At 63.0% G+C, this 25,036-nt stretch carries 22 protein-coding genes and 2 pseudogenes; 20 read left to right on the top strand and 4 right to left on the bottom strand.

Annotated elements, in window-relative coordinates; translation table 11 throughout:
• From AC1DWT_RS38025 to AC1DWT_RS38075, 11 genes and pseudogenes are all read left to right on the top strand, one after another.
• Nucleotides 1-440: pseudogene (locus AC1DWT_RS38025) on the top strand (transposase); the annotation flags it as partial.
• Between the two features lie 807 nt (nt 441-1,247).
• On the top strand, nt 1,248-2,084 hold the full coding sequence (locus tag AC1DWT_RS38030) for an SDR family NAD(P)-dependent oxidoreductase (protein ID WP_477924561.1): 837 nt from the start codon (nt 1,248-1,250) through the stop codon (nt 2,082-2,084).
• Nucleotides 2,085-2,199: 115 nt separating this feature from the next.
• Nucleotides 2,200-3,354, top strand: coding sequence for an ATP-NAD kinase family protein (locus AC1DWT_RS38035; RefSeq protein ID WP_477924563.1), 1,155 nt, complete (start codon nt 2,200-2,202; stop codon nt 3,352-3,354).
• Between the two features lie 35 nt (nt 3,355-3,389).
• Nucleotides 3,390-4,799 (top strand): aminomethyl-transferring glycine dehydrogenase subunit GcvPA, encoded by a 1,410-nt coding sequence (gene gcvPA / locus AC1DWT_RS38040; protein WP_477924565.1) that lies wholly within the window; start codon nt 3,390-3,392, stop codon nt 4,797-4,799.
• Nucleotides 4,789-6,345 (top strand): aminomethyl-transferring glycine dehydrogenase subunit GcvPB, encoded by a 1,557-nt coding sequence (gcvPB, locus tag AC1DWT_RS38045; RefSeq protein WP_477924566.1) that lies wholly within the window; start codon nt 4,789-4,791, stop codon nt 6,343-6,345. The genes gcvPA and gcvPB overlap by 11 nt, the downstream gene beginning before the upstream one ends.
• A gap of 178 nt (nt 6,346-6,523) precedes the next feature.
• Nucleotides 6,524-7,051, top strand: a complete 528-nt coding sequence (locus tag AC1DWT_RS38050; RefSeq protein WP_477924568.1) for a winged helix-turn-helix domain-containing protein — start codon at nt 6,524-6,526, stop codon at nt 7,049-7,051.
• On the top strand, nt 7,030-7,605 hold the full coding sequence (locus AC1DWT_RS38055) for an IS630 family transposase (protein ID WP_477924570.1): 576 nt from the start codon (nt 7,030-7,032) through the stop codon (nt 7,603-7,605). Before AC1DWT_RS38050 ends, AC1DWT_RS38055 begins: the two co-directional genes overlap by 22 nt.
• A gap of 233 nt (nt 7,606-7,838) precedes the next feature.
• Entirely contained in the window at nt 7,839-9,491 is a 1,653-nt protein-coding gene (locus AC1DWT_RS38060) for an AMP-binding protein (RefSeq protein ID WP_477924572.1), read from the top strand.
• Nucleotides 9,492-9,615: 124 nt separating this feature from the next.
• Nucleotides 9,616-10,923: an ArgE/DapE family deacylase gene (locus AC1DWT_RS38065; RefSeq protein ID WP_164063845.1), complete on the top strand. Its 1,308-nt coding sequence runs from the start codon at nt 9,616-9,618 to the stop codon at nt 10,921-10,923.
• Between the two features lie 316 nt (nt 10,924-11,239).
• A pseudogene (locus tag AC1DWT_RS38070) lies at nt 11,240-11,796 on the top strand (malate synthase G); the annotation flags it as partial.
• Between the two features lie 390 nt (nt 11,797-12,186).
• Nucleotides 12,187-12,441 carry a hypothetical protein gene (locus AC1DWT_RS38075; RefSeq protein ID WP_283331630.1) on the top strand — a complete coding sequence of 85 codons (255 nt, stop codon included), beginning with the start codon at nt 12,187-12,189 and terminating at the stop codon, nt 12,439-12,441.
• A 71-nt stretch (nt 12,442-12,512) separates the two neighbouring features.
• Here the strand turns inward: AC1DWT_RS38075 and AC1DWT_RS38080 are convergent, their stop codons facing one another.
• Nucleotides 12,513-13,157 carry a PAS and ANTAR domain-containing protein gene (locus tag AC1DWT_RS38080; RefSeq protein ID WP_477924573.1) on the bottom strand — a complete coding sequence of 215 codons (645 nt, stop codon included), beginning with the start codon at nt 13,155-13,157 and terminating at the stop codon, nt 12,513-12,515.
• Between the two features lie 205 nt (nt 13,158-13,362).
• Here AC1DWT_RS38080 and AC1DWT_RS38085 point away from each other — a divergent pair, with 205 nt between their 5' ends.
• Entirely contained in the window at nt 13,363-13,491 is a 129-nt protein-coding gene (locus AC1DWT_RS38085; protein ID WP_477924575.1) for a hypothetical protein, read from the top strand.
• A gap of 21 nt (nt 13,492-13,512) precedes the next feature.
• On the opposite strand, the gene AC1DWT_RS38090 is transcribed toward AC1DWT_RS38085, so the two are convergent.
• Together AC1DWT_RS38090 and AC1DWT_RS38095 are read right to left on the bottom strand one after the other, a co-directional pair.
• On the bottom strand, nt 13,513-14,229 hold the full coding sequence (locus tag AC1DWT_RS38090) for a TetR/AcrR family transcriptional regulator (RefSeq protein ID WP_477924577.1): 717 nt from the start codon (nt 14,227-14,229) through the stop codon (nt 13,513-13,515).
• A 75-nt stretch (nt 14,230-14,304) separates the two neighbouring features.
• On the bottom strand, nt 14,305-15,990 hold the full coding sequence (locus tag AC1DWT_RS38095; RefSeq protein WP_477924578.1) for an MFS transporter: 1,686 nt from the start codon (nt 15,988-15,990) through the stop codon (nt 14,305-14,307).
• Between AC1DWT_RS38095 and AC1DWT_RS38100 the strand changes: the two genes are divergently transcribed.
• The 5 genes from AC1DWT_RS38100 (at nt 15,983) to AC1DWT_RS38120 (ending at nt 20,992) form a co-directional block, all read left to right on the top strand.
• Nucleotides 15,983-16,399 (top strand): acyl-CoA thioesterase, encoded by a 417-nt coding sequence (locus AC1DWT_RS38100; RefSeq protein ID WP_477924580.1) that lies wholly within the window; start codon nt 15,983-15,985, stop codon nt 16,397-16,399. The two genes, AC1DWT_RS38095 and AC1DWT_RS38100, sit on opposite strands and share 8 nt — an antisense overlap.
• A gap of 636 nt (nt 16,400-17,035) precedes the next feature.
• Complete coding sequence (locus AC1DWT_RS38105) at nt 17,036-17,869, top strand: phytanoyl-CoA dioxygenase family protein (protein ID WP_477924582.1); 834 nt, start codon at nt 17,036-17,038, stop codon at nt 17,867-17,869.
• A 28-nt stretch (nt 17,870-17,897) separates the two neighbouring features.
• Nucleotides 17,898-18,299 (top strand): RidA family protein, encoded by a 402-nt coding sequence (locus AC1DWT_RS38110; RefSeq protein ID WP_005570157.1) that lies wholly within the window; start codon nt 17,898-17,900, stop codon nt 18,297-18,299.
• Between the two features lie 9 nt (nt 18,300-18,308).
• Complete coding sequence (locus tag AC1DWT_RS38115; RefSeq protein ID WP_477924583.1) at nt 18,309-19,292, top strand: hypothetical protein; 984 nt, start codon at nt 18,309-18,311, stop codon at nt 19,290-19,292.
• Between the two features lie 371 nt (nt 19,293-19,663).
• Nucleotides 19,664-20,992 (top strand): NAD(P)/FAD-dependent oxidoreductase, encoded by a 1,329-nt coding sequence (locus AC1DWT_RS38120; RefSeq protein WP_206016767.1) that lies wholly within the window; start codon nt 19,664-19,666, stop codon nt 20,990-20,992.
• Nucleotides 20,993-21,175: 183 nt separating this feature from the next.
• Here AC1DWT_RS38120 and AC1DWT_RS38125 read toward each other — a convergent pair whose 3' ends face one another.
• The gene (locus AC1DWT_RS38125; RefSeq protein ID WP_477924585.1) at nt 21,176-22,144 is read right to left on the bottom strand and encodes an alpha/beta hydrolase; all 969 of its coding nucleotides are present in this window, start codon (nt 22,142-22,144) and stop codon (nt 21,176-21,178) included.
• A 154-nt stretch (nt 22,145-22,298) separates the two neighbouring features.
• Here AC1DWT_RS38125 and AC1DWT_RS38130 point away from each other — a divergent pair, with 154 nt between their 5' ends.
• The 3 genes from AC1DWT_RS38130 to AC1DWT_RS38140 all read left to right on the top strand — a co-directional run.
• On the top strand, nt 22,299-22,970 hold the full coding sequence (locus tag AC1DWT_RS38130; RefSeq protein WP_477924587.1) for a hypothetical protein: 672 nt from the start codon (nt 22,299-22,301) through the stop codon (nt 22,968-22,970).
• Nucleotides 22,963-24,318, top strand: coding sequence for a glutamine synthetase family protein (locus tag AC1DWT_RS38135; protein ID WP_477924588.1), 1,356 nt, complete (start codon nt 22,963-22,965; stop codon nt 24,316-24,318). The genes AC1DWT_RS38130 and AC1DWT_RS38135 overlap by 8 nt, the downstream gene beginning before the upstream one ends.
• A partial coding sequence (locus tag AC1DWT_RS38140) for a gamma-glutamyl-gamma-aminobutyrate hydrolase family protein (RefSeq protein ID WP_477924589.1) occupies nt 24,315-25,036 on the top strand: 722 nt, incomplete at its 3' end. The genes AC1DWT_RS38135 and AC1DWT_RS38140, both read left to right, overlap by 4 nt.

Genomic DNA, 25,036 nt, shown 5'->3' on the forward strand with positions numbered 1-25,036 from the left:
AAACTGCATCGCGAGGTGCTTGACCGGCTCGGCGGCGCCGGCGAACTCGACTGGTCGGCAGCGATCCTGGACGCGGCAAGCGTCCGGGCGAAAAAAGGGGCTCGCTGACCGGACCCAGTCCGGTCGATCGAGGCAAGAAGGGATCGAGGATCCACGTCCTATCCGATTCGAACGGAATCCCGCTGGTCGTCGACGTTTCCGGAGCGAATACCCACGACAGCACCCTGCTGCAACCGATGGTCGGCGCGATCCCTCCGGTGAAGTCCCGGCGTGGTCCGCGCCGCCGTAGGCCCGGAAGACTCCGCGCCGACAAGGGCTACGACTACGACGTCCACCGTCGGTGGCTGCGCGCCCAAGGCATCGTCCCGCGCATCGCCTGACGCGGGATCGACAGGAACGATCGGCTCGGCCGATACAGGTGGAAGATCGAACGGACCATCGCCTGGCTCACTGGTTACCGTCGCCTGACCATCCGCTAGGAACGCCACGGCGAACACTTCGCCGGATTCCTCCATCTCGCCGCCGCACTCACCTGCTTCAAGAGACTCTCCACATGAGACAAGCTCTTAGTGCCCTGTCCTGGGATTCTCGACTTGCTAGAGCCCCAAACCGCGCGCAGAGATCCGGGCAGTCGACGTCAACCCCGTCCTTGCTCCGCAACTAATAGACAGTCTTGGTGTCCGAGTCGCAGACGGCTAATGCCGTCCGCCCACAAGATTGTCGCAAAACCACACAACCTCACCAGACCTCGACGATCCGCCGATGTTGCGGCAAGCAATCGGGTCGCAGCGTCTCACTTCCACGCCAACCGACGCGCCAAAGTGCGTATGAGACACAGATCGATCGTCTCGTTCCGTACCGTCCCAACTCGCGGTGCTAGGAGACGACTATTTCCGATGCGCTGTGCACCGTAGGGAAATCGACCTCGTTACTTCGATATCGACTTGGCGACCGAGGCCACCCTCACTCAACGGTGGGGGTCACGACAGCTCCCGCACTGGACGTCCAGTTGAAATGTGCGAGACCTGCCCCACGGACATCCGATCAAACAATCCACAACAGAAGTGCGTAAATCTGAATGGACTCGTTGTTTCTCTCGTCGGTAAAACTTCGGCAGAATCAGAGGCGACAACAGATGTGATGTGGACCTCTCGAAGGGTCTTGCGGCCGGGGAACCACACAGCAACCTCTGAGACTCTCCTCGCACACTCGCGCTTGCATGCCGTCTTCAGCTCGCCGCTTGGTGAGTGGCGCCGTTCTACAGAAAGAGAAACACCATGGCCGGCCAGTTAGAGAACAGAAGTATCGTCATCACGGGGGTCGCCGATCCTCAGGGCATCGGCTTCGGGAGCGCCCGGGTGCTGGCGCAGAAAGGTGCATTGCTGACTCTGGTGGACATCTCCGAGCAGGTCCACGAGCGACGAGATGATCTAGAGCGGGAGGGGTTCGACGTCCGATCCCACACCGTGGATCTGACGAATCACTCGGATGTCGTCGACCTGATCGACCAGGTAGTGAAAGACGCCGGCGTCATCGACGGCCTGGTGAATCTGGCAGGAATCGCAGCGCGGGCAAAGAAGGGTGACGATGTCGATTTCGAGGTACCGATACTTGCCACGACTTCGATCGAATCATGGGAGCGCACTCTCGCCATTAACCTCACCACTCAATTCAATTGTGTGCGGGCTGTTTTACCGCACATGATTGAAACGAGGTACGGCCGCATCGTCAACTTCTCCTCTGTGACCGGTCCTGTCGGCGCGATCGCTGGGTTGGGCGCCTACGCGGCAGCCAAAGCGGGTGTTGTCGGTCTCACCAAGTCCATCGCACTGGAGAACGGCCAGTTCGGAATCACAGCGAACGCGATCGCGCCCGGATACGTCAACACCGCAGCGTTGACGCCCGGAATGCATATCGGTGGCGAAAACACCCCACTCAGGCGAAGCGGTGAACCCCGTGAAATTGGTGCTCTCGTTGGCTTTCTCGCATCGGAAGAGTCTTCGTACGTGACGGGTCAACTCATCACCATCGATGGTGGAAACATGATTCAGGAATACAAGGGCCCGGGTGAACTGGTTCTCTAATTGGCCGACCGGCACCAACCCACTCCATGCAATCGAGCAACTACCGTTCTCACCGCTCGCCGATTCGCACCGCAGCAGTCGATTGCGGCCTGCCCGCGCCGGATAGGAGATAGACGTGCACGAGACCTCCACACAGGATGACGACGCGACGCTGCCCACACTAGGACTGATCGTCAATCCCGTGGCAGGGATGGGCGGCGCCGTCGGCCTTAAAGGCACCGATGGAGCCGACATACTCCGCGAAGCGCAATCGCGTGGCGCYCGGCCCACCTCGCAGGCTCGAGCCAGCCTCGCGTTGACACAGCTCGCTGCTACCACAGCTTCTTTCCGACTCCTCACCGGTCCTGCCGAGATGGGCGAATGTTCGGCGCGCGCAGCAGGTCTGACGCCGGAAGCGGTGTACGAATTGGCGGATGGTTGCTCAACCGCTGCCGATACTCGAGCGACTGCAGCCATCATGGCCGCTCGGCCGGTTGACCTGATTCTGTTCGTCGGCGGCGATGGCACTGCACGAGACATATTTTCGTCAGTAGGGGATCGTGTCCCCATGGTCGGAGTGCCCGCCGGTGTGAAGATGCACTCGGCACTGTTCGGCACGAACCCAGCGAACGCTGGCCGTCTAGCCGGTCTGTACTTGTCCCGAAATCCTGTGGCCAGGTTACGCGAGGCAGAGATTATGGATCTCGACGAGGCAGCGATCCGCAACGACACGATGTCCGCGCGCCTCTACGGCTACGCGCGCAGCCCTTTCGAGCGTCATCTCGTCCAGAACGCAAAGTCCGGCTCGCGGCCGGGGAGCGAACAAGATCTGGACGCCGCCGCTCACCAGCTGGCGCGAGGGATGCGGCCCAACTGCCTATATATCCTTGGCCCGGGAACGACTACACAACGCATAGCCAGTGCTTTGAAGCTGCACTCGACCCTGTTGGGCGTCGATGCCGTTCTCGACGGCAAAATGGTCGGAACCGACGTCGATGAAAGTACTTTACTTCGACTGATGAGTGGTCGAGAGACTCGAATAGTCGTCGGCGTTCTCGGTGGCCAAGGCAGCCTCTTCGGGCGCGGAAACCAGCAAATCAGTCCAAGAGTAATTCGCGAAGCTGGGCTCGATCACATTATGGTTTTCTCGTCTATCGAGAAGCTGATTGCGCTCGGCAATGCGCCGCTCCGTGTCGATACCGGCGATCTCGAATTGGACGAGAGGCTTACCGGTTATATCCATGTTCAAACTGGCAATGATCACAGTGTGATTCATAAAGTCGCCTCATGAAAAACGTCAACCATAAAAGGCATAAGGAGGCATCAATGAGTAACAGCACAGCGCATCCGTACATGGCAAATTCGGTGCCCGCGCTTCAGCAGGAGATGCTCGACGCAATAGGCGTCCCCACCATCGCCGAACTCTTCCAGCAAATTCCCACCGACCACCGCACTACTCGGAAACTCGATCTGCCGCCGACCCTCGGTGAAGCCGAACTCCGACGGCATCTCGTGAACACCCTCGCGAAGAACCGCACGTGCGAGCAGAACTTGAACTTCCTCGGAGCCGGCCTGTGGCAACACCATGTGCCCGCAGCGTGCGACGAGGTGGTTCGCCGAAACGAATGGCTTACCTCAGTCTTTGGCGAGCCCAGCTCGGATCACGGCCGTAATCAGGCATGGTTTGAGTTCTGCAGCCAGCTGGGCGAGCTGCTGAAACTCGACCTGGTGGGTCTTCCCGTCCGAAGTTGGGGTTCCGCCGCGGGCCATGCCCTACGAATGGCTGCCCGCATTACACAGCGCACGGAGGTCGCGGTTGTCCGCGCGATCGATCCCGAGCGGTTGTCCGTGATCCGCAACTATTGTGAGCCAACAGAGATGGAGAGCCACATCGCAGTCCGGCTGATCGACTATGATCCTGCCAGCGGGCTGATCGACCTGGACGATCTTCGGGCAGCGGTAGGTGAGCACACAGCGGCGGTGTACTTCGAAACGCCATCGTATCTTGGCGTAATAGAGCAGCAAGGGGCCGAGATCGCGGCCATTGCGCGTGCCGTAGGTGCGGAAACCATCGTCGGTGTCGATCCCATTTCGCTCGGGATTCTTTCATCGCCAGTAGATTTCGGCGCGGACCTCGTTGTCGGAACGATCCAGCCGCTTGGCATCCATATGCACACCGGCGGGGGAGTCGGCGGTTTCATAGCCTCACGCGACGAGGATCGCTACGCTCATCAGTATCCCACCTTGTTCATCAGTATTGCCGAAACGGCCAAGCCTGGGGAATACGGATTCGGTCTCAGTCTTTTCGAGCAATCGTCTTATGGTTTGCGAGACAAGGGAAATGACTGGACCGGCCATTCGGTGTACATGTGGGCCATCGCTGCAACCACATACATGGCGTTGATGGGGCCTCAAGGGTTCGAGGACGTCGGGGGGTTGATCCTGCAGCGCGCGCACTATGCGGCACAGTTGTTGTCGGAGATCGATGGGGTCCGAGTTGCCTTTCCATCGGGTTTCTTCAAAGAGTTCGTCATCAACTTCGATAACACAGGTAAGACCGTCGAAGAGATCAACGATGCATTATTGAATATCGGGATCTTCGGCGGGAAAGACCTGACGAGGGACTTCCCTGAGTTAGGTGCCAGTGCACTCTATTGTGTCACCGAGATCCATACAAAAGCTGATATTGACCGCCTGGTGGACGCTCTCAGAGAGGTGACTGCAAATGAGCACTAGGGTAAACGAAATCCAGGCCCCGGTTTGGAACGAACCGATCATCATGGAGATGGGCTACCCGGGCCGTCGAGGTGCAGTGTTCTCTCACGCCGAGGACGACATCGAAGCACGGGTTGGCGCAGCGTTCGACCTTATCCCCACCGCCGTGCGCCGATGCGACCGTCCCAGGTTGCCCGAGATGTCCGAGCCCGAGGTGCTGTACCACTACCTGCGCTTGTCACAACAAACGCTGGGAATGATGGGTATCAGTCTTTTCGGAACCTGCACGATGAAATACAATCCGCAGGTCAACGAAGCACTTGCGTGGCGGCCGGAAGTCACCGAAGTACATCCGCTGCAGCACGAGGACACGCTGCAGGGAACACTGGAAATAGTGCACGGGATGGATCTCATTCTGCGTGAGCTTTCCGGAATGGACCAGTTCGTGTTTCAAGCTGGTGGTGGGGCGGAAGCTGCTTTCGTCAACGCCTCGGTGACCCGCGCCTACCATGCCTCCCGGGGTGAGCTGGAACAACGAAACGAAGTCATCACGACTATTCAAACTCACCCTTGCAACGCCGCGACAGCTGCTGCCGCGGGGTTCAAGGTGATTACGTTGATGCTCGACGAGAACGGCTACCCATCCCTCGACGCGCTCAAGGCTGCTGTGTCGAATCGGACCGCGGCCTTGATGGTCGGTAATCCCGATGACATGGGCGTCTACAACCCGGAGATGAAGGAGTGGGTGGAGATAGTCCACGAGGCGGGCGGCCTCTGTTTCTACGACAGCGCCAACTTCAATGGCATGATGTCGAAGATACGACCCCGTGAAATCGGCTTTGATGCATGTATGTTCATGCTTCACAAAACCTTCGGCGCACCTAAGAGCGGCGTCGGAGGACCCGCTACTGGCGCCTACGGGTGTTCGGCTGAGCTCGCCCCGTTCTTACCCGCTCCGCTTGTCACCTTCGACGGTGAGCGTTACCACCTCGATCACGACCGCCCCGACAGTGTCGGAAAAATACGCGAATTCTGGGGCAACGTGCCTGTCATCCTCAAAGCGTACGCATGGGTGCGAGCAATGGGCGCTGAGGGTATCGCCCAAGCGTCCGACATTTCTGTATTGGGAAACAATTACATGGAAAAAGGACTACTCGCAATCCGAGGCGTCACTCGGTCTCACCCTGAGAGTACGAGCCCCCGCCTCGAAATGACGCGATACAGCATGCAGACCCTCAAGGAAGACACCGGCGTCGACGTGCACGATGTGCAGAACCGTATGACTGACTTCGGGATCGACGCGATGTGGACCAGCCATGAACCGTGGCTAATTCCTGAGCCCTTCACACCAGAGGCCGGCGAGATGTACGGCAAAGAGTCCTTGGATCGATGGATCGCGGTACTCGCCCAGATTTCGGATGAGGCATATTCGAATCCCAATATTGTGAAATCCGCCCCACACAACCAGGCAATTCATCGATTGAAGCCCGGTTTTACCGATGACCCCAGTACTCGCGCTATGACCTGGCGCGCTTTCCAACGAACGCGCGCGCAGATCCGCTCGTAAGCACTCCCAGTCGGCGGCTGCTGGACATACTAAAATAGCCAGTCTGCAGTAGCGCTGGATGACACATCATGGATTGCGTAGGTACCGCCAGCGCAAGGTTGTCAGCATATTAAAGATGTTTCAGTAATAGGGTGTGTCGTTGCGCGTGATTCGCACCGTGCTGCTTGATCATTGATGAATGGCAGGGAAGGATACCGGTTCGGGCGAGAGTTCAGATGCCCGGAAAGTCAAGCAGCGCGGCGGTCGCCGTGATCTCGAGGCGTTGCGTGACCGGCGGATGCGGGCGGCGGAGATGTTTGCCGCAGGACGACGACAGGTCGATGTCGCGGTCGAGTTGGAGGTCTCCCAGCAGACCGCCTCACGCTGGCATCGACAGTGGATCGAAGGGGGCAACGAGGCGTTGGAAGGTGCCGGTCGCGCTGGACGCCGACCCCGGCTCGATGACGCCCAGATCGAGGCGATCCGAGAGGAACTGCTCAAAGGACCCCAGGCGCATGGCTTCGCGACCGGGGTGTGGACCCTGGGCCGGGTCGCGATCGTGATCGAGCGGCTCACCGGCGTGACCTACGGGCCCACCCAGACGTGGACGATCCTGCGGACCCGGCTCGGGTGGAGCCGGCAGCGGCCCGCACGTCGGGCAGTCGAACGCGACGAGGACGCCATCGTCGCCTGGCGCGAGAACGAGTGGCCGCGGATAAAAAAATAGCGCGGCGCCGAGGTGCGTGGATCTGCTTCCAGGACGAAAGTGGTGTGTCGCTGCTCCCGGTGGTCCGTGCAACCTGGGCGCCCAAAGGCGTGACACCGGTTCTGCATCACCGATTTTCCTGGAAGCGAATGTCCATGGCCGGAGTGCTGGCGTATCGGCCCGATCGCAGCCGGAGCGCGTTCGTGTTCTCCATGACCGACGGCGCCTACAACACCGACAAGCTCATCGAGTTCCTCACCGAGCTACGCGCCCACTTCGCCGGGGAGAAGCTCATCCTGATCTGGGACGGGCTCATGGCCCACCGATCCAAGGCGATGACCGCGTGGCTGGCCACCCAGCGCGACTGGCTCCACGTCGAACGACTCCCTGCGTATGCGCCTGAGCTCAACCCCATCGAACAAGTCTGGGGCAACATGAAATCCACCGAACTCGCCAACCTCTGCCCCGACATCCTCGACGAGGTGCGCATCGCGACCGAGACCGGCCTGACCCGGATCGGCGCCAACTACGACCTGTGCCACAGCTTCCTCGACCACACCGGGCTTTCCCTATGATCGGTACTCACTCAATTACCGAAACATCTTTAGTTGGGGCAAGTCCAACATCTTCCTTCCCGAGGTGGATTCAAGAAATCGGTGCGCTTTGTCGATCAATGTTACGCGCGGACAGCCCCACGCGTCGGGCACGTGTGAGACGCCACGCATGGACATTCAGAAGCCTTGGGAGCGTGCACACGGGCGTTGACCAGCGAACGGCGATCGACTGCGCACGCTGAGTCGCAACGACAATGACCAAACCGTTTCAAATCGAAGGAGCTTTCGTGACAGGACTGGACACACCGATAACGCCTTTGAAATTCCTTGAGCGCTCGGCCCAGGTACATCCGAACAAGACCGCGGTCGTAGACGGGGAGCGGCGCATATCGTATTCCGACCTCGCATCCACTGTCACACGCCTTGCGCACGGTCTTCGCCAGTCAGGAGTCGGATCCGGTGACCGAGTTGCCTATCTGGCAACCAACTCGGCTGAGCTATTGGCGGCCCACTATGCAGTCCCTCTTATCGGCGCGGCACTGGTCGCAATTAACACGCGATTGTCGCCACCGGAGATCGAGTACATATGTAACCACTCTGAGGCTGTCCTTCTGCTCGGCGAACCCGTCTTGCTCGAACAACTGCATGATGCGTCGCTACTGACAGTTCGGGAGACGGTACAACTACCGCAGCAGGACGGTAGCTACCTGGACACCGGGCAGTCACACCTCACCTATGACGCACTCATGGCACGCGGGTCGGAAGAGCCTTTGCCCTGGGAGGTCGACGACGAGACCCGAACCATCTCGATCAATTATACGTCCGGCACCACCGGTCGCCCGAAGGGGGTGATGTACACCCATCGCGGCGCGTACCTCAACTCTCTCAGTCAGATTCACCATCAGCACTTCGACATCGACACCAAATACCTGTGGACACTGCCGATGTTCCACTGCAACGGCTGGTGCGGCCCCTGGGCAGTCACTGCCGCATCTGGAACTCACGTATGCATCCGTGCGGTTCGCGGTGACGCGATGTGGTCACTCATCGACAGCGAAAAGATCGACCACATGAGTGGTGCACCGACGGTTCTCACGACGCTCGCCGCTGCCGATGCAGCGCATCCGCTCGACCGGAGCATGACCATCACTACAGCAGGAGCTCCACCCAGCCCAACCACAATCCGGGCGGTCAGAGCACTCGGAGCCGAAATCGTGCATGTGTACGGCCTGACCGAGACGTACGGACCGTGTGCAGTCTGCGAACCTCAGGCGGACTGGGCCGCGCTCGATGAGGACACACTGGCGAGGCTGCTGGCGCGTCAGGGAGTGGGAATGCTCGCCTCCGGCCCAGTGCGGGTAGTCCGCACCCAACGCGGTCCGCATGGCGAACTCGTCGACGTCGCCAGCAACGGTACCGAGATGGGCGAGATCGTCATGCGCGGAAACATAGTCATGAAAGGGTACTTCGGCGACGATTCGGCCACCGCGGAGGCCTTCTCCGGGGGCTGGTTCCATTCCGGCGACCTGGGAGTCATGCACCCAGATGGCTACACACAGCTCATGGACCGCGCCAAAGACATCGTCATATCCGGCGGTGAGAACATCTCGACAATCGAGGTCGAGCAAGTTCTCATGTCCCACCCATCGGTGTTGGACGTCGCGGTGATCGGCGTTCCGGACACGAAATGGGGAGAACGACCCAAAGCGTTCGTGGTTCTGAAGACGGATTCCACCGTCTCCGACTCCGACCTGACGCAGTTCGTACGGGACCACATCGCGGCGTTCAAGGCGCCACGAGAAATCGTGTTCCTACCCGAGCTACCGAAGACCTCGACCGGAAAGATTCGCAAGAACGAGTTACGCGACCGCGAATGGCATGGAGAGTGCGAGCGGATCCGAGGCTGATCGCTTCTGGACAAGCGGCAAGGCCACCCCGATGACTGCAGATCGATGGTTTCGTGGACCAACCGGGTCAGGCTCCACTCAGCCAATGGCTCTCATGATCACATCAATTCGAAAGGACGCGGGCATGACAGAACATGCAGTTCGGCGTGTACTCGCCGCGATCGAGGACTCGCGTCAACGAATAATCGACGACGTGAAACGTCTGGTCGAGGTGCCCAGTGTGAATCCGAACTATCCTGGCGTCAGGTCCGAAGACTATCTCGGTCAGGAATCCGAGGCGAACCTCTTACTCCGCGACAGATTCGGCTATCTCTTCGACAGCTCCCAACTCGTCAAGAGCCAAGAAAAACGCGAGAACCTCGCTGGTGTCGTGAAGGGCGGTGGCACAGGTCGGTCGCTGTTGCTCAACGGCCACATCGACGTCGTGCCGGCGGGGAATCTCGATACATGGACAGGTGACCCCTTCGTCGCGAGCGAAGTCTCCGGCCGAATACACGGCCGAGGGGCAAGCGACATGAAGAGCGGGATTGTCGCTGCCTTCAGTGCGATCGAAGCGATCCGAACGTCAGGTATCGAGCTTGCCGGCGACCTGGTCGTTCATTCCGTGGCAGGTGAAGAATTGGGCGAGCATGAAGTCGGGACAGGTTGCGTGCTGCAGAATGGATACATTGCGGACGCGGCGATAGTCGTCGAGCCATCCGCTAGTTTCGATTCCCCGCTGACGATCAATCCAACTGCTGCGAGCTTGTTGTGGGGTCGAGTTCGAGTCGAGGGACTCGCCGGGCATCCAGGGCTTCGCCGCGAGCTGGTACGGGCCGGCGGGGCCGGTGCGCAGGCGGGCGTGAACGCGATTGACAAAGGCTACTTGGTTCTGCAAGCGCTATACGGGATCGAAGAGCAATGGGGGCTGAGCAAGCAACGCCCACTGTTCAAGCCGGGACATTTCGTCGTCATGCCCGGAACGATTCACGGACGCGGGAAAGACATCGACATTCCATTTGTCTTTGCTGAGTACTGTGAGATCGATTTCATCGTGTGGTATCCACCGGAGGACGACTCCGACGCAGTGAAGCTCGAGATCGAGAGTTTCGTCAATCGGTCGGTCTCCTTGGACCCTTGGTTGGCGGAGCACCCACCCACCTACGAGTGGCTGGTCGAGTTTCCGGGCTTCAACACCCGAGATGATCACGAAATCGTCCGCACTCTCGGTAACGCTCACGAACAAGGGACCGGCAGCACAGCAATAGTCGAAGCTTTCCCCGCCGCCTGCGATGCGACATGGATTGCGCGAACAGACATCCCGGTTGTGAATTATGGGCCGGGCCATCTGGCAAACGCTCACAAGCCGAACGAATACTGTGACGTAGACGAAATCATCTCCGCAACCAAGAGTTTGGCGCTCACTGCACTCGATTGGTGCGATGTGAAGTAACCGTTGCAGGCATCCTCGTCGAGCTGAACAAGAACAGGGAGACCAAGTTCAACGGACTTCATCAAGTGGTCCTTGACGACAAGGGCTGCGGTCGCCACACCTAATTTAATTCATGCTCCTGTCGTCAATAACCCGACGGACGGGGTCGCCGGATGTGGTGGCGCTGGGAATCCCCYGAGTAGCAACCGACGAGCCCAGTCACGGCTCGTGTGGCGGCATCATCGACGGGCTTTTACTTTCGGGAAAGTTGCAGTCCGTTGACTGAGCAAGCACGCGCCTGTTCGAGCTGATGACAAAGTATGGGACCGAACAGACCATGACCGATCGCAAGAGTGTTGGTGGTCTTCAGGTTGCCAAGGTGCTGTACGACTTCGTGCAGAACGAGGCGCTCCCGGGTCCCGGTGTCGATTCCCGATCAGTTCTGGGGTGGCGTCGAAACGGTGATGACCGATCTGGCACCGAAGAACAAGGCGCTCCCGGCGGTGCGTGACGAGATCGCAGGGCAAGGCCGACGCCTGGCACGGCGAGCATGCCGTTCCCGACTACGACCGCGCCACCTACAAGGCGTTCTTGAAGGAGATCGGTTACATGCGACGAGCCTGCCGACTTCCCTCACGACCTCGGGCGTCGACACCGAGGTCATCATGACGGCGGGCCCAGTTGGTGGTTCCCGTGCTCAATGCACGCTTCGCGATCAATGCCTCCAACGCTCGATGGGTTTCGCTGTACGACGCGTTGTACAGCACCGACGCCATCTCCGACGAGGGCGGCGCCGAGAAGGGCACCTTGTACAACAAGGTGCTCGGATACAAGGTCATCGCGTTCGCTCGCGGGTTCCTCGACGAGGCCGCCCCGCTGTCCTCCGGTAGCCACGAATGGGATGGGGGGGTGTTCACCTATGGCGAGCAACGGTGCGGGCCTGGGTACCTCCACGAACTGACTGGGCGGTAATCAGGGGCTACTAATCACACCTGATTCCGCTGCTGCGGGCACGCGCACTCCATGCGAACGGGTGGTTGCTGCAGATCGTTCTGGTGGGCGCAGTGCCGGCGGGGGAGTGGAGTGAGTGCCTCACCGTCAGTGTTCGCAGCGTCTCGGCAAAACGCCAGCTGAGGACATTTTTTGCTCTGCAGATCGCTTTCGGAGCACCTCGACCGGCGATTCCGGGCAGGTGGGACGGAATATGCCGTGCCGAGGGTGTTACCACGGCACTCGGGCCGGCGCCGCGGTAACAGCACAGCTGGTGATCGCGAAGTTGATCTTGTGCGGACATTGATATTGATCGGAACGGCCCTCGGACTCGGCGCGGGCCTGGTGTGTACCAGCTTGTTCGCCTGGTGGTTGTCGTACCCGGTGCGCTTCACCACGGGGTACGTCGGGTCTGGCGCCGGGCGCATGGAATCGGTGGACCCCATCCCGTTCCTGGTGGCCGGCCTGATTATCAGTGCGTGCCTCGGCGCGGCCGCCGGTTACGCGGCCGCCCACCGCGGCTGGCGGCTGATACGACACTGCGCCTGACGTCCGTGTGCTTGATCCGGACATTCCGGTCCCGGTTCTGCGGGGTGACGACCCCGACCCGGGGCCGTCACTTACACCGGGCGCGGGGCTCCTTCGTGGGCGGTGAGCAATAGGTGGTCGAACTGGGTGCGCAGACTCGCGCCGGATTCGCACTGGCCGAATCCGGCGACGATCTGTTCGGCGAGGATGCGTAGCCGGGTGTTGGTCTGCTGGGAGCGCCAGATGAGGATGTCGAACGCCCGGTCGGCGGAGATACCGTAGACCAGCATCAGCGCTCCCTTGGCCTGCTCGATTACCGCCCGTGACTGTTCGAGTTCGGCGACAGCTTCGTCGACCGACTCCTTCACTTCGTCGCGGTAGGAGTCGGTGAGGTCGATGTAGAACCCGGTTGTGCCGACCACGGCACCGGTGTCGTCGCGCAACCGGTCGCCGACTACGACGACCTGGTGGATCTTGCCGGTGGTGTCGAGAATGCGGTGTTTGCTGCTGAACGGTTCGGCGGCATTGATCATCCGGTCCAGTAGCCGCGCGACATTCGGGTGGTCCTCGGGGTGTTTGTGGGAGAGCAGCAGCTCGGTGGTCGGGACGATCTCACCGGGCTGGTACCCGTGCATCCGGGCGACGGCATCGGACCATTCCCAACGCTGCCCGTCCAAGAAGAAGCGAAAACTGCCCACCCGCTGCGGTTCCCCACCGAATACCTGCTCTGAGTTCACGTCCTATTTCTAGCGCATCGCGGTAGCCGGAGAGTTGCCGTGGTCCCGTGGCCGAGACGGCCTCCGGCCGCGTCGCGACTCGGCGGCGCAGAAGGCGTCAACAGTGCTGCGGCAGGGAAGGGTTGGCGCCGACACGGTCGGTGAGGTACAACCTTGACAAGGGTCGAGCCCTTCGTGATGCTGAAGTCCGGCAGCGCCGTCCGACGTGCAGGCGCTGACCGAGTACGCCAATCAGTACCGGCCGCTACAAGTCTCCCTGTACGTTCCACTGGTTGCCGAGCTCCCGAACGGCGCCACCGGCAAGGTCCTCGAGCACGAACTGCGCCGAGGCTGAATTCGCTCCGGCTCATCGCCGCTACGGCGGAGAGATGAGCCGGATCACCCCATCGAGTATCAGCTCGATCTTGTCTGCGCCGAAGTTGTGGGGCTCGAGGGGGGCGATGATCGCCAACCCGTCACCCATCGCCCCGATTTGATCGACGAGGATCACCGCGGATACGTCATCGCGGATCGTGCCGCGCCGCTGGCCTTCCCGGACAACGTCGGCGAAGCGCGCACGATAACTCGCGTATCGCCGAGCGATGGTCTCCCGCAATTTCGCGTCGAATTGCGTATTGGCCAGCAGTTGCGACATCACATGGGAGAATTCCGGTTCCCCGACCGACATTTCCAGCCATTGCTGCAGCAATCCACGAATGTCTGCCTCCGGTGCGACGGCATCGAGCAGTGTGTCGTACCGGTCGAAGCGGCTTTCCGCGAGCGCGTGGACGAGGTCGCTCTTGTTGGCGAAATAGTAGGTCACCGCCCCCGTCGTATATCCAGCGCGTTCGGCGACTTTTCGAAGCGACGCTCTCGCGAACCCCTGCTCGGCGATGACGCTGGTTGCCGCTCTGAGCAGCTCCGCCCTCTTCTCCTCGTGATCGCCTACCGGGCGCCCGGGTCCTCGCATCGGGCGTGCCGTGTGTTCGGCACCACCCGGGTCGTTCGTCTGCGTCAGCATGGTCCCATCATCACATCGACGCCGCCCCGGATCGACCCGCAGGCATCTGCACGGTGCCGAGCAGCCTTCCAACGTGGTTTCGGTTCCTGGCGACAACGGGCCGCCGGGCCTTTCCAGACCGGGCGGCCCGCTCGTACGCGACTGTGGTCAGTCGGCAGGTCGCAACTCGCGCGCCGAGACTTCTTCCAACGACTTGTTGGCCGTCTTCGGGCCGAACCCGAACACCGTGATCGCGGACACGATGTACACCGCGGCTGCGCTGATCATCAGGCCCGACCGGTCGAGACCCCATTCGTCTGCGCTGTAGATGGCGGCGCCGAGCACGCCCGAGAGAACGCCACCCAGTCGGCCGAGACTGAAAATGACGCCGGTGCCCAGACCTCGGGCCTCGGTGGGCATTGTTTCGGGAATGTAGGCGTAATAGACGGAAAACACGACCCCGGTGAGAATGCCCGCGGCGCCGCCCGCGATGGCGACCACGACATTGCTGGTAGCGAGGCCGAGCGCCAGGATCGGGAGCGCCGAAGCCGCCGACGACCAGAGAATGAGCGTTTTACGCTCCATCCGGTCGATCAGCAACACGGTGACTAGTGGAGTGAGCGCATACACGAGCGACCAGACGAACTGGAGTGTGTAGGCGTCGGTCTCGGAGTATTGCAGCGAATCGATTAGCACATAGACCGACCAATTCTGATACATGTAGAGCCCGAGCGTGGCGCCGAACCAACCGAAGCCGACGACGGCGACCAGCCGGAGCATTTTCTTGTTTCGCACCAGTTCGCGCAGGGTGTATTGGGTGCCGGTTTCGATGCGTACGACGGGCTCCGGCAGCGGTTTACCCGCGTGCCGGGCCCTGCCTTCGAGGTCGGCGACCTGCTTGTCGGCGGCGTCGAGATCTCCTTGGCCGACCTGCCAGCGCACCGATTCCGGGAGCAACAGACGGACGGCGGGGGCGATGAGCAAGCCGATTGTGCCGAAGAGGAACAGGTAGCGCCAGGTTCCCGGCGCGCTGTTGGGCAGCATGTACAGCGACAGGGCGCCGAGGATGGGGGCAGTGAGAGTGAAGGCGATCGTGGCGATGGCGACGAAGCGTCCCCGCGATTTCGACGGGAACATCTCGGCGATGTACACGAGCAAGACCGAGGTCGCTGCCTGCACACCTATGCCGGTGATGATCCGGGAGACCAGGAGCCAGGAGTATTCGGGCATTGCCGCCGACATCAGTGAGGCGAGGGAGTAGACCACTGTCGCCCACACCAGCACCGTGCGGCGTCCGAACCGGTCGGCCAGTCGCCCGCCGATGAGCGCGCCGACGAGCATGCCGACGAAGAAAGCGCTGCCGATGGTGCCGATCTGGCCGGTGGTGAGATCCGCGTCGGATTGCAGTGCCGGTGCGATGTAGATGAAAAGCCCGTTGTCGTAATACTCGATCATCAGATTGATCGCGATGAGGGCAATCCACAGGATGTGTGGTTTCAATACCGGGAGCCGGTCCAGTCGGGCGACGATTTCGGGCCCGTACAGGGGTGGGCTGACACGGTCGGAAGTGGTGGGCTGCTGTGTCAAGGTGTGCTCACTGATGTCGATCACACCGTCGCGGTGTGATGGGGATGGAGGCGTCGACACGTGGGGGACGCCTGCGAGCGGAACGGTCTCCCTCGCCGGGGCTCCGGCCCTCTGCTCTTCGGGTGACGCACGCCACATTATCGACTCACCATGATTAACGCAACAGTGGTTATGTAAACTCCGAGTTGCCGGCCGCGGAGGCCGGCCCGTCATGAGCTGGTCGGCGGGCGGACCCTGAGAAAGTGAGCAGGTGAGGTGGATGGACATATCGCAGGTCATCGGAATTCCGTTGCGTTGGAACGACGTCGATGCCTATCGGCACGTCTCGCACATGGCCCTGGTGGCAATCCTCGACGATGGCCGCGGCCGCTGGCTCGACAGCGTCGTCGGCTCCCTGGTTCCAGACTGGGGGTATGTCGTCGCCCGGCTCGAGCTGGACTTCCGGGCCCCCGCCTCACTTGGCGAACGGGTGCTCTGCGGCTCGTTCGCGGTGGAGCATGTCGGCTCGTCGAGCATCCGGCTGCACGAGCGACTGACGACCAATTCGGGCACGGTGGTGGTCGAAGCTGTCAGCGTGATCGTCGCCTGGGATCAGGACCAGGCGGTCGGCCGCCCACTGACCGGTGAGGAGAAGGCGGCGCTCACTCGCGAAATAGCGCCAGCTCACGGGCCCTGAAATTTCTGACGACATAGTTGTGCAAACCGTCCTGGTTTACCGCAGTGATCTGCGCACCAGGGATTCTGATTCGGTCGCCACGATGTGGGGCCGAACAATGACTGCCATCGCCGACCCGTTCTTTCTGCTGTCTGGGGGAGTTCACCGAAATCTTGTCCGACGGCACGGCGGTGATCGTGCGACTCACCGAGGAATTGGCGACCTCAGCCCTTCTCTCGGTTCGGCGCCGTAACACCGTAAATGTGTGGGTGTCGGGTTCGGGCGAGGTCGAACTCGCGGGCACCGGAGCCGATGTCAGCTGTGAGCCGTCGCTTCGGTCCCGGCCGATCACCCATCGGCTGCATAGATTGTGCGCGATGTCGGCCGTGGCGCCCTGGGCTGCAAGGTGTCTGGTGGCCGACGACGCCGAGATGGCCTGGCGGGCCCCGCGCCGATCTGGTTGAGGTGATCGCGCCCGCCCACGGAGGTCGTCTGCGTGGAGCACGCGCTGTATCCGCTCGAGGTGTCAGCGCCTTCGACAGTGGGCGGGCCGGGACGATTTTCACCCCGTAGGCCATTTACAAAACGACTGTTGTGCAAATATTGCCTAGCGGTTAGCGTGGTCTGCGTCACCCACTAGGAAATTAGGAGACCCCCATGATCGACGAATCCGTCAAGAAGGCCTTCTGGGAAGACGGCGCTACCGTTGTCCGCAACTTCCTCAACCCGGAACAGCTCGCGGAGCTGTACGAGGTCTTCAAGTGGAATGTGGCCAACCCGGGCCCGTTCGTCTTCCGTCGTCTCGACGGCACGAGCCTGCAAACCCACATCGACAACGCCAACCCGGCCGCCAAGGAACGGCTCGACGAATTGATGACCAGGCTTCCGTTCGGCGAATTCTTCGCCGAGCTGTGGGACTCCGAGCACGTCTGGTACTACGCCGAAGAGGTGTTCGTGAAGGAGAACGGCGCGAGCGGTCGCGGCCCTTTTCATCAGGACACCTCGAATCTGCCGTGGGCGGGCCCGGACTGGGGCAACGCCTGGATCTCGTTCCAGCATGTCCCCAAGAAGAACTCGCTGGAAATCGTGCGTGGCAGCTGGAAGGGCATCGAGTACGACGGTGCCAGCTTCGCCAACGCCGACGATCCCACCGAACCGCTGTACGGCGACGGATCGCTGCCGCGGCTGCCGTGGATCGACAAGGACCTGGAAAAGGACCCGAGCTCCTGGGATCTCGTCTCGTTCGAAGTCAACCCCGGCGACGTGGTGTTCCTGCACCCCCGCTCGCTGCACGGCGGCGCCGCCGTCGACGCCGAGTGCCCCGATCGCCACACCCTGGTGCTGCGATTCTTCGGTGACGACGCGACGTTCCGCGAACTGCCGAAGTCGAACCCGCGCTACGCGCGCAACGGGGTGCTGTTCACCGACGAGATGGCGAAGCTGAACGCCGGCGACGCGTTCCGCTCGCCGGTGTTCCAGCAGCTCGTCTAATCCATCCCAGAACAGGAGACCTTTCCCGATGTCGAAGCGTCAGAACTTCAATCCCGGACCGCGTGCAGAGCGTTACCACAATGACCTGCATTTCTCGACGGCCACCCGCGTCGGTGACCTGATCTGGGTGTCCGGTCAGGTCGGGATCGACCCGGCCACCTCGGCGCCCGCCGACGGCATCGAGGCCCAGGCCCGGTTCGCGTTCGACGGCGTCAAGCAGGCCCTCGAAGCGGCCGGGTCCTCGATGGACAACATTCTCGAACTGCTCACCTATCACACCGATATGGCCCGTGACGGTGAAACTTTCGGCCGGGTCAAGGACGAATACATCAAGGAACCGTATCCCTGCTGGACCGGCATCGGAGTCACACACCTCGCCCGCCCGGAGCTGCTGTGTGAAGTCCGCGTCGTCGCCTATGCCAACGACTGAGGAGCGGTAATGAATTCGACGCAGTCACGCCGGGTCGGACTCTACGGAACCGGACGCGCCGCCGCCCAGCTCGTCGGCGCCATCGAGGCGAGCCCGCACACGCTGACCACCGCCATCGTCTTCTTCGACGAGCAGGCCGGCCAGGACATCGGCACACTCACCGGGGGTCGAGCCACCGGGATCACGGCGACCACCGACCTCGAGGGCGCGATCCGCTCCGGCGACTTCGACGTCCTGGCCTACGCCGGCCTGAAAGGCGAAGTCCTGCACCGGGCGATGGAACTGTGCGCCGATGCCGGTGTCGACCTCGTACACGCCTGCTTCGTCCATCCCCGGGTCAAGCTCGATCCCGAGATGTACTCGCGGTTGCAGACGCGCGCCGAGGGAACCGGCGCGCGCATCGTCGGCACCGGCATGCTGCCTGGATTCTGGCTCGACGTGCTGCCTGCGCTGCTGAGCAGTGCGCTGCCCGCGCCGGTCTCGATCATCGGCGAATCCTGCTCCGACATCACCGCGTGGGGCCGAGGCGTCCTTGCCGACGAGATGGGCCTCGGCACACTCGCAGACGGTCAACCCGGTCCTGTGGGCGGGGTGCTGCACGAATCCGCGGAGATGATCGCCGATGTCCTCGGCCTCACCGGGTACGAGTCGAAGGTGTACGGCGGATACGTCACAGCCGACGCCGCCACCGAGGTGGCGGGCATCCAGATCAGCCCGGGCGACAGGGTGGGTTTCGACGAGGCCGCGATGGTGGTCCACGACGGTCGCGAACGCGTCCGCATCGCATGGAAGGGACTGCCCAAGGGGTCTTTCGAGGGCTACGAGCGCTCGTTGACGGTCACCGCGATCGGCGGCGACGGCTCCGAGTGCACCCTGAGGATCACCCCGGCACTCGATCCCTACCCGGGTACCGCCGCACGCATCGTGCACGCCGTCGGCGCGCTCGGGGCGCTGCCGGGCGGCCAGCACACCCCCATGCAACTCGGTATCTGAACCAACAAGGTAAGGCGTGGGCGCTGTGCGCCGCGCGAACTACGACGACCACGAAGCCTTCGAAAGACCGCCCGCGCCTTCATCGACGCCGAGGTCGTGCCGGTCTTCGGCGAGTGGCTCGTCGCAGGCATCGTGCCGAGGGACTTCTATCGCAGAGTAGCCAAGGAGATGGCCAGGGCCGGAGTCACGTTCGGTGGATCGCCAGTGCACATCTGTGCCTGCCGTACATCACCGAACACGCTCGGCCGACGGCACACACCACGATTGCCCGCTCTACGCCGACAGTCGCGGCGGCACCAGCGAAGTCATGCGCTCGATCATCGCCAAAGGCATGGGTCTCTAGGTTCCATCCGAAACACAAGGAGTGCATCATGAACGGGAGTTCGCTACCGGCCGAAGACGCCGACACCAGATACACCACTTTCACCGGCTGGGTCGACCGGCCCACCGACCTCACCGCACCACTGGACGCCACGATCAGCTGTGACGTCGCCGTAGTCGGCGGCGGTCTCGGCGGCATGGCGACCGCGCTGCGACTGGCCGAGCGGGGCGTCGATGTCGTCCTGCTCGAATCGGATTTTTGCGGCTATGGGGCGAGTTCGCGCAATGCCGGACAGATCTCGGCCAAACCGACCGGTGAGCCCCAGATCCTGGCGAAGGTAAACCCGCAGCTGCTGCGTGACCTGGTCCGGTTCGCCGGGTCGTCGGTGCAGTTCGCGGAGGACCTGATCAAACAGCTCGGTATCGAGTGCGACTACGAAGCGGTCGGCAATGTCGGGGCGGCAGTCACCAAGGGGCAGATGCGCAAGGCGCTACGCGACGCGCAAGCGCTGTCCGACGCCGGTGCGACACTGCAATTCGGGGACCAGCACGAACTCGGCCTGCCCGACACCTTCCTCGGCGGCCTGCTGACCCCCGCCGGCGGCACGATGAACCCCGGCATGTTCACCCTCGGTCTCCGGGCGGCCCTGCTGGAATCGGGGGTGCGGGTATTCGAGCAATCGCCCGCACAGTCGGTGGACGACATCGGTTCCGGCGCAACGGTGACTACCCCGCTCGGCCGGGTGCGCGCGAAGAAGGTGGTGCTGGCCAACAATGCGTGGGCGCCCGAACTCGCGATCACGCCGCAGCGGCTGTCGCGGCCGGTGTGGGTCAACATGATCGAGACCGCACCGGTCGAGCGCGAGCGTATCGAGGCGACCGGCTGGACGAGCCGTTCGGGCTTGGCGACCAAGCACAACGTAATGGAGAGCTATCACGTCACCCCGACCAACACGATCGCCGTCGGGGTGCGTCGGCTGCAGATCGGGAAGAACCCGATTTCCGACCGCATCTCCGATCCCGTAGTGGTGGCCGACCTCACCGATGCCTTCCGTGCGCGGTTCCCGTCGCTGCGTGATGTGCCCGTGACCAAGACCTGGGGTGGCTGGATCGCCATGACGTCCTCGCGGGCGCCCGTGGCCGGTAAGGCGTCGAAGAACGTCTACTACGCGATCGGTTGCAACGGTCACGGGCTCGGCCAGGCACCCTACCTCGGTAGCCTCCTCGCCGATCGCCTCACCACCGACGAAATCCACCCGGACATAATGCCGTGGTGGCAGTCGGAGAACCACTTCCCCCGTTCGCTGTACCTGCACAACCCGGTGCTGCGGGCGGCGTGGCTGGCGGACCGGATCGGCGACCGCCGCGCGGGCCGTTAGTGGATGGTCGTCGCGGGGCGGGCCCCCGAGCTCGCGACAAACCGAACCGGCTGGTCCAGAGGTCGCGACTGGGTCCATGCGTGGTGTTCGGCGCGCTGCGAGACTTGAATATCAGCCGTCGGCGGCGCTTGGCGTTGTGCCGCTGGCTGTCGGTCGGGTGACCGCGGCCCCAGTCGTCGACGACTAACCCCCGTCTCGGACCGCGCGCAGGTGCAGGCACACCTCGTCGATCGCTTGCTTGGCCTGAGCGAACGCGCCGATCTCGGTGACAAAGCCGTGGAAGACGCCGGCATACCTGATCAACGAGACGGGTACGCCGTCGCGCCCCAACTGTGCCGCGTAGGCCTCGGCGTCGTCCCTGATCGGGTCGACCTCCGCGGTCAGGATCAGGGCAGGCGGCAGACCGCGCAGCGACTCGGCGCGCATCGGTGCGGCGAGATGGTCGCCGCCCGAGTGGTGCTCGCCGACGTATTGCTCCCAGAACCAGCGGGCGTCCGCGGCGCTCAGCATCGGTGCGTCGGCGAATTCCGACCACGACGACGCGGTGAATGTCTCGTCGACGGCGGGGTAGGCGAGTACTTGCGTCACAGGGAGGGTGCTGTGCTCGTCGCGTCGGTACAGGCACAGGGCGGCTGCGAGATTGCCGCCCGCGGAGTCGCCCCCGACGGCGATGTAGCCCGGATCGATACCGAACTCCGATGCTGTCCGGCTCAGCCACGCGTACGCGTCGACGCAGTCTTCCAACGCGGCCGGGTAGGGGTTTTCGGGAGCCAGGCGGTAGTCCAGTGACACGACCGTCCATCCGGATCCGGCGGCGATCGCGCGGCACAGCTCGTCGGCCCCGTCCAGGGTCCCCAGGACGAAACCTCCGCCATGCAGGTAGACCAGAGCAGGACTGTTGCCCTTCGCACCGGCACTGTCCGCGCGGTACAGGCGAGCCCGGATCGAACCCGCACGGGTCGGCACGGTCAGTTGTTCGACATGGTCCAGCGGCGTGATCGGCTCGGCGGGCGATGCCGTGTTCAAGAGCGCTCGGGCCTGTTCCGGTCCCAGCTCACGAACGGGTTTCTGCAGCACGCGGGTGATGATCTGGGCCACGGTCTGAGCCTGGTCGTCGAGCAGATTCCACCAGGTGGGAGCGTCGTCGTTCAATGGGAAACCTCGCAAGTCGTTGACAAGTAGTGATCTGTGCCTCACCATCATAGTCACGTGATCCAGTCGTTTGACAGTGACACGTTTTCCATTGGGATCCGCTGCTGACGGGTGTACCGCGCACACGATCTCGTCGAATCGAAAGGACAGAAGGATGACCGAAACGACGATCGGCCACGCGACACGCGGGGCTGACGCGGTCGGTGGGCTCGACATTCGGATCGAGGACGATGCGAGTCCGATCGTCCGGCTGATCGGTCGGACCATCGCCGATTCCGTCCGCGCAAACGGTGCGGACTCCGTCGTGGCGACGGTGGCAGGCACTGTGGCCGTCCGCTCGCACGACACCCCGCAGGCTGCGACGATCAGCATCTCTGACGGTGTCGTCGCGGTATCGAGCGGTGTGTTCGTCGAGCCCGACCTCACGTTGACCGTCGACTTGAACGGCCGGTTCGCCCTGGTCGGTGAGCCTGTTGTCGCAGGCGACGACGATCTCGCTGCCGCGGCGCTGGCACTGCTGGCGCCGCCGCTGCCGGGCTGGAAGGTCGCCGCGGATTCGTTCTGGGCCGCGGCCCGGTCGGTGCCGGGGATCCCCGACATGCTCGTCGCGATCACGGAGGGCCCCGAGGGGCTGGATCAGCACGTCGTCGGCGAGGGCGAGACCCACTATGTGATCGCCGGGCCACCGGAGCTGCTGGCCGGCATCTTCTCGGGCGCCGACGACCTGATCGCCGCCCTGTCCACCGGTCTGATCGGCGTGCGCGGCACGTTCTCTCAGCTGTCGGTGCTGGTCGCCGCATCCTGGAAGGTTCGTTACGATGTCTGAAACCACCTACACCGCAACAGAGCTCGAGACCCCCGTGCACACGGTCCGGCTCGAGTCCACCAACCACGACGGCAGCTTCCTCGGCAAGAATCTGGCACCCAAGAAGTTCGCCGCGAGCGCGGGCTCGGGCTTCGCGATGGCCGACCTCCTGTTCGGCCTCGACCTGGGCAACGCCCCGACCTTCGGCTTCGCCTTCCCCGAGTGGCGTGGGCACGTGTCCGACGTGCAGTTCCGGCCTGACATGTCGACGCTGGTGCAGTGGGAGCCGGGTCAGCAGTCCGTGATCGGTGATTACTGGCAGGCCGACGGCAGCCCCATCGGGACCTGTCCGCGCAACCTCGCCCGAAAGTTGGTCGACCGACTCGCCACGCGCGGTTTCACGGCAACCGTTGCGGTCGAGATCGAGGCGACTCTGTTCGAGGAGTCCATCCACGAGGCCCGGGAAAAGGGATATCGCGACCTGACCCCACTCGGCGGTTCAGCCGGAACCGCGTACCACCTCGCGAAGTCGAAGGACTGGATCGACTACATGTCGGCGGTCGCCCGTCGCCTCGACGAGATCGGCATCGAGTGGGAAGCGTGGAGCGACGAGGACGCGGCGGGTCAGGTCGAACTCAACCTGGTTCCCGGCGACCCGATCTCGGTCTGCGACAACTGGGCTCGCGCCCGGCAAGTGATGCGCGAGGTGGCCTTCGAGCGCGGTCACACCGTCACCTTCATGGCCAAGCCGACCGCGGGCTACGGCCAGGCCTCGCACGTCAACCTGTCTCTGCAGCGCGACGGGGTCAACGCCTTCTACGCCGAGGACGGGCCGTCGCCCACGATGCGGCACGCGGTCGGCGGACTGCTCGCGACCATGCGCGGGGCGGCATCGGTCATGCTCCCGCAGATCACCTCGTACCGCCGCCTGGTCGACTTGAGCGGCCCGCCGACGACGATTACCTGGGGCATCGCCAACAAGAGCACCGCGGTGCGCGCAGTGTGCGGTCACCCGGCGTACTCCCGCCTCGAATACCGCGTTCCCGGCGCCGACGCGAACCTGTACCTCGCGGTCGCGGCCATTCTCGCCGGTGTGATCGCCGGCCTCGACGGCGAAATCGAGCCACCCGAGCCGGTCAGCGACCTGGCGTGGTGTGTGCCCGACCTCGAGCGGCTGCCGAACACCATCACCAAGGCGGCCGCCGCGCTGGAGACCGACCTGATCCTGCGCGAGCAGCTCGGCGACGAGTTCGTCGACTACTGGGTCGGTACCCGGCGCTGGGAGTGGATGCAGTTCCACACCGCAGGCGGTGATCCGTTCGCCGAGCTCTCCGAATGGGAGTCGGCGCGATACTTCGAGTTCCCGTGAGCGCGGGGAACGCGACGCCGGGCGCGATCCGGCCGATGATCGGCATCACCGGCCGACGGGTCCGGCTGGGGCTGATCGACGGGCTGGACAAGCGCTACGGTCACCTGCTCACTGACACCTTCATGTCCGACTTCTCGGACCGGATCGCCAGGGCCGGAGGGATTCCGGTGAACCTGCCCTACGATGCCGACCCGGAGGCACTCTGCCATTGGCTGGCGGGTGTGGTCATCACCGGAGGCCAGGATGTTCATCCCGCGTACTGGGGTGGGGATCTGTCGGTGGTCCGTGACGTGGATCCACGGGATAATCCGATGATCCACGACCCCGAGCGGGACGAGTACGAGATCGCGCTCGTGCGTGCCGCACTCGCCAGACATATCCCGGTGCTCGGGGTGTGCCGGGGCCTGCAGGTCCTGAACGTCGCTCTGGGCGGCACGCTGATCGCGGACCTGCCGCCCGGCTCCGTCGGGCATCAGTCGAGTTCGCCCCCGCTCACCGACGGTGCCGACGACCACAAGGTGACGTTCGAGCCCGGCTCGATCGCGGAAGGTCTGTTCGGTGCCGGCGCGGTGACCAACTCGTGGCACCACCAGGCGGTCGACCGCTGCGGGACCGGCCTGGTGGTCACGGGGCGCACGGCCGACGGCGTCGTCGAAGCGGTCGAGCTGCCGGGGGCCGCGGTGCTCGGTGTCCAGTGGCATCCCGAGTGGATGGAACG

The sequence above is a fragment of the Rhodococcus sp. P4_B6 genome, from assembly GCF_056402215.1.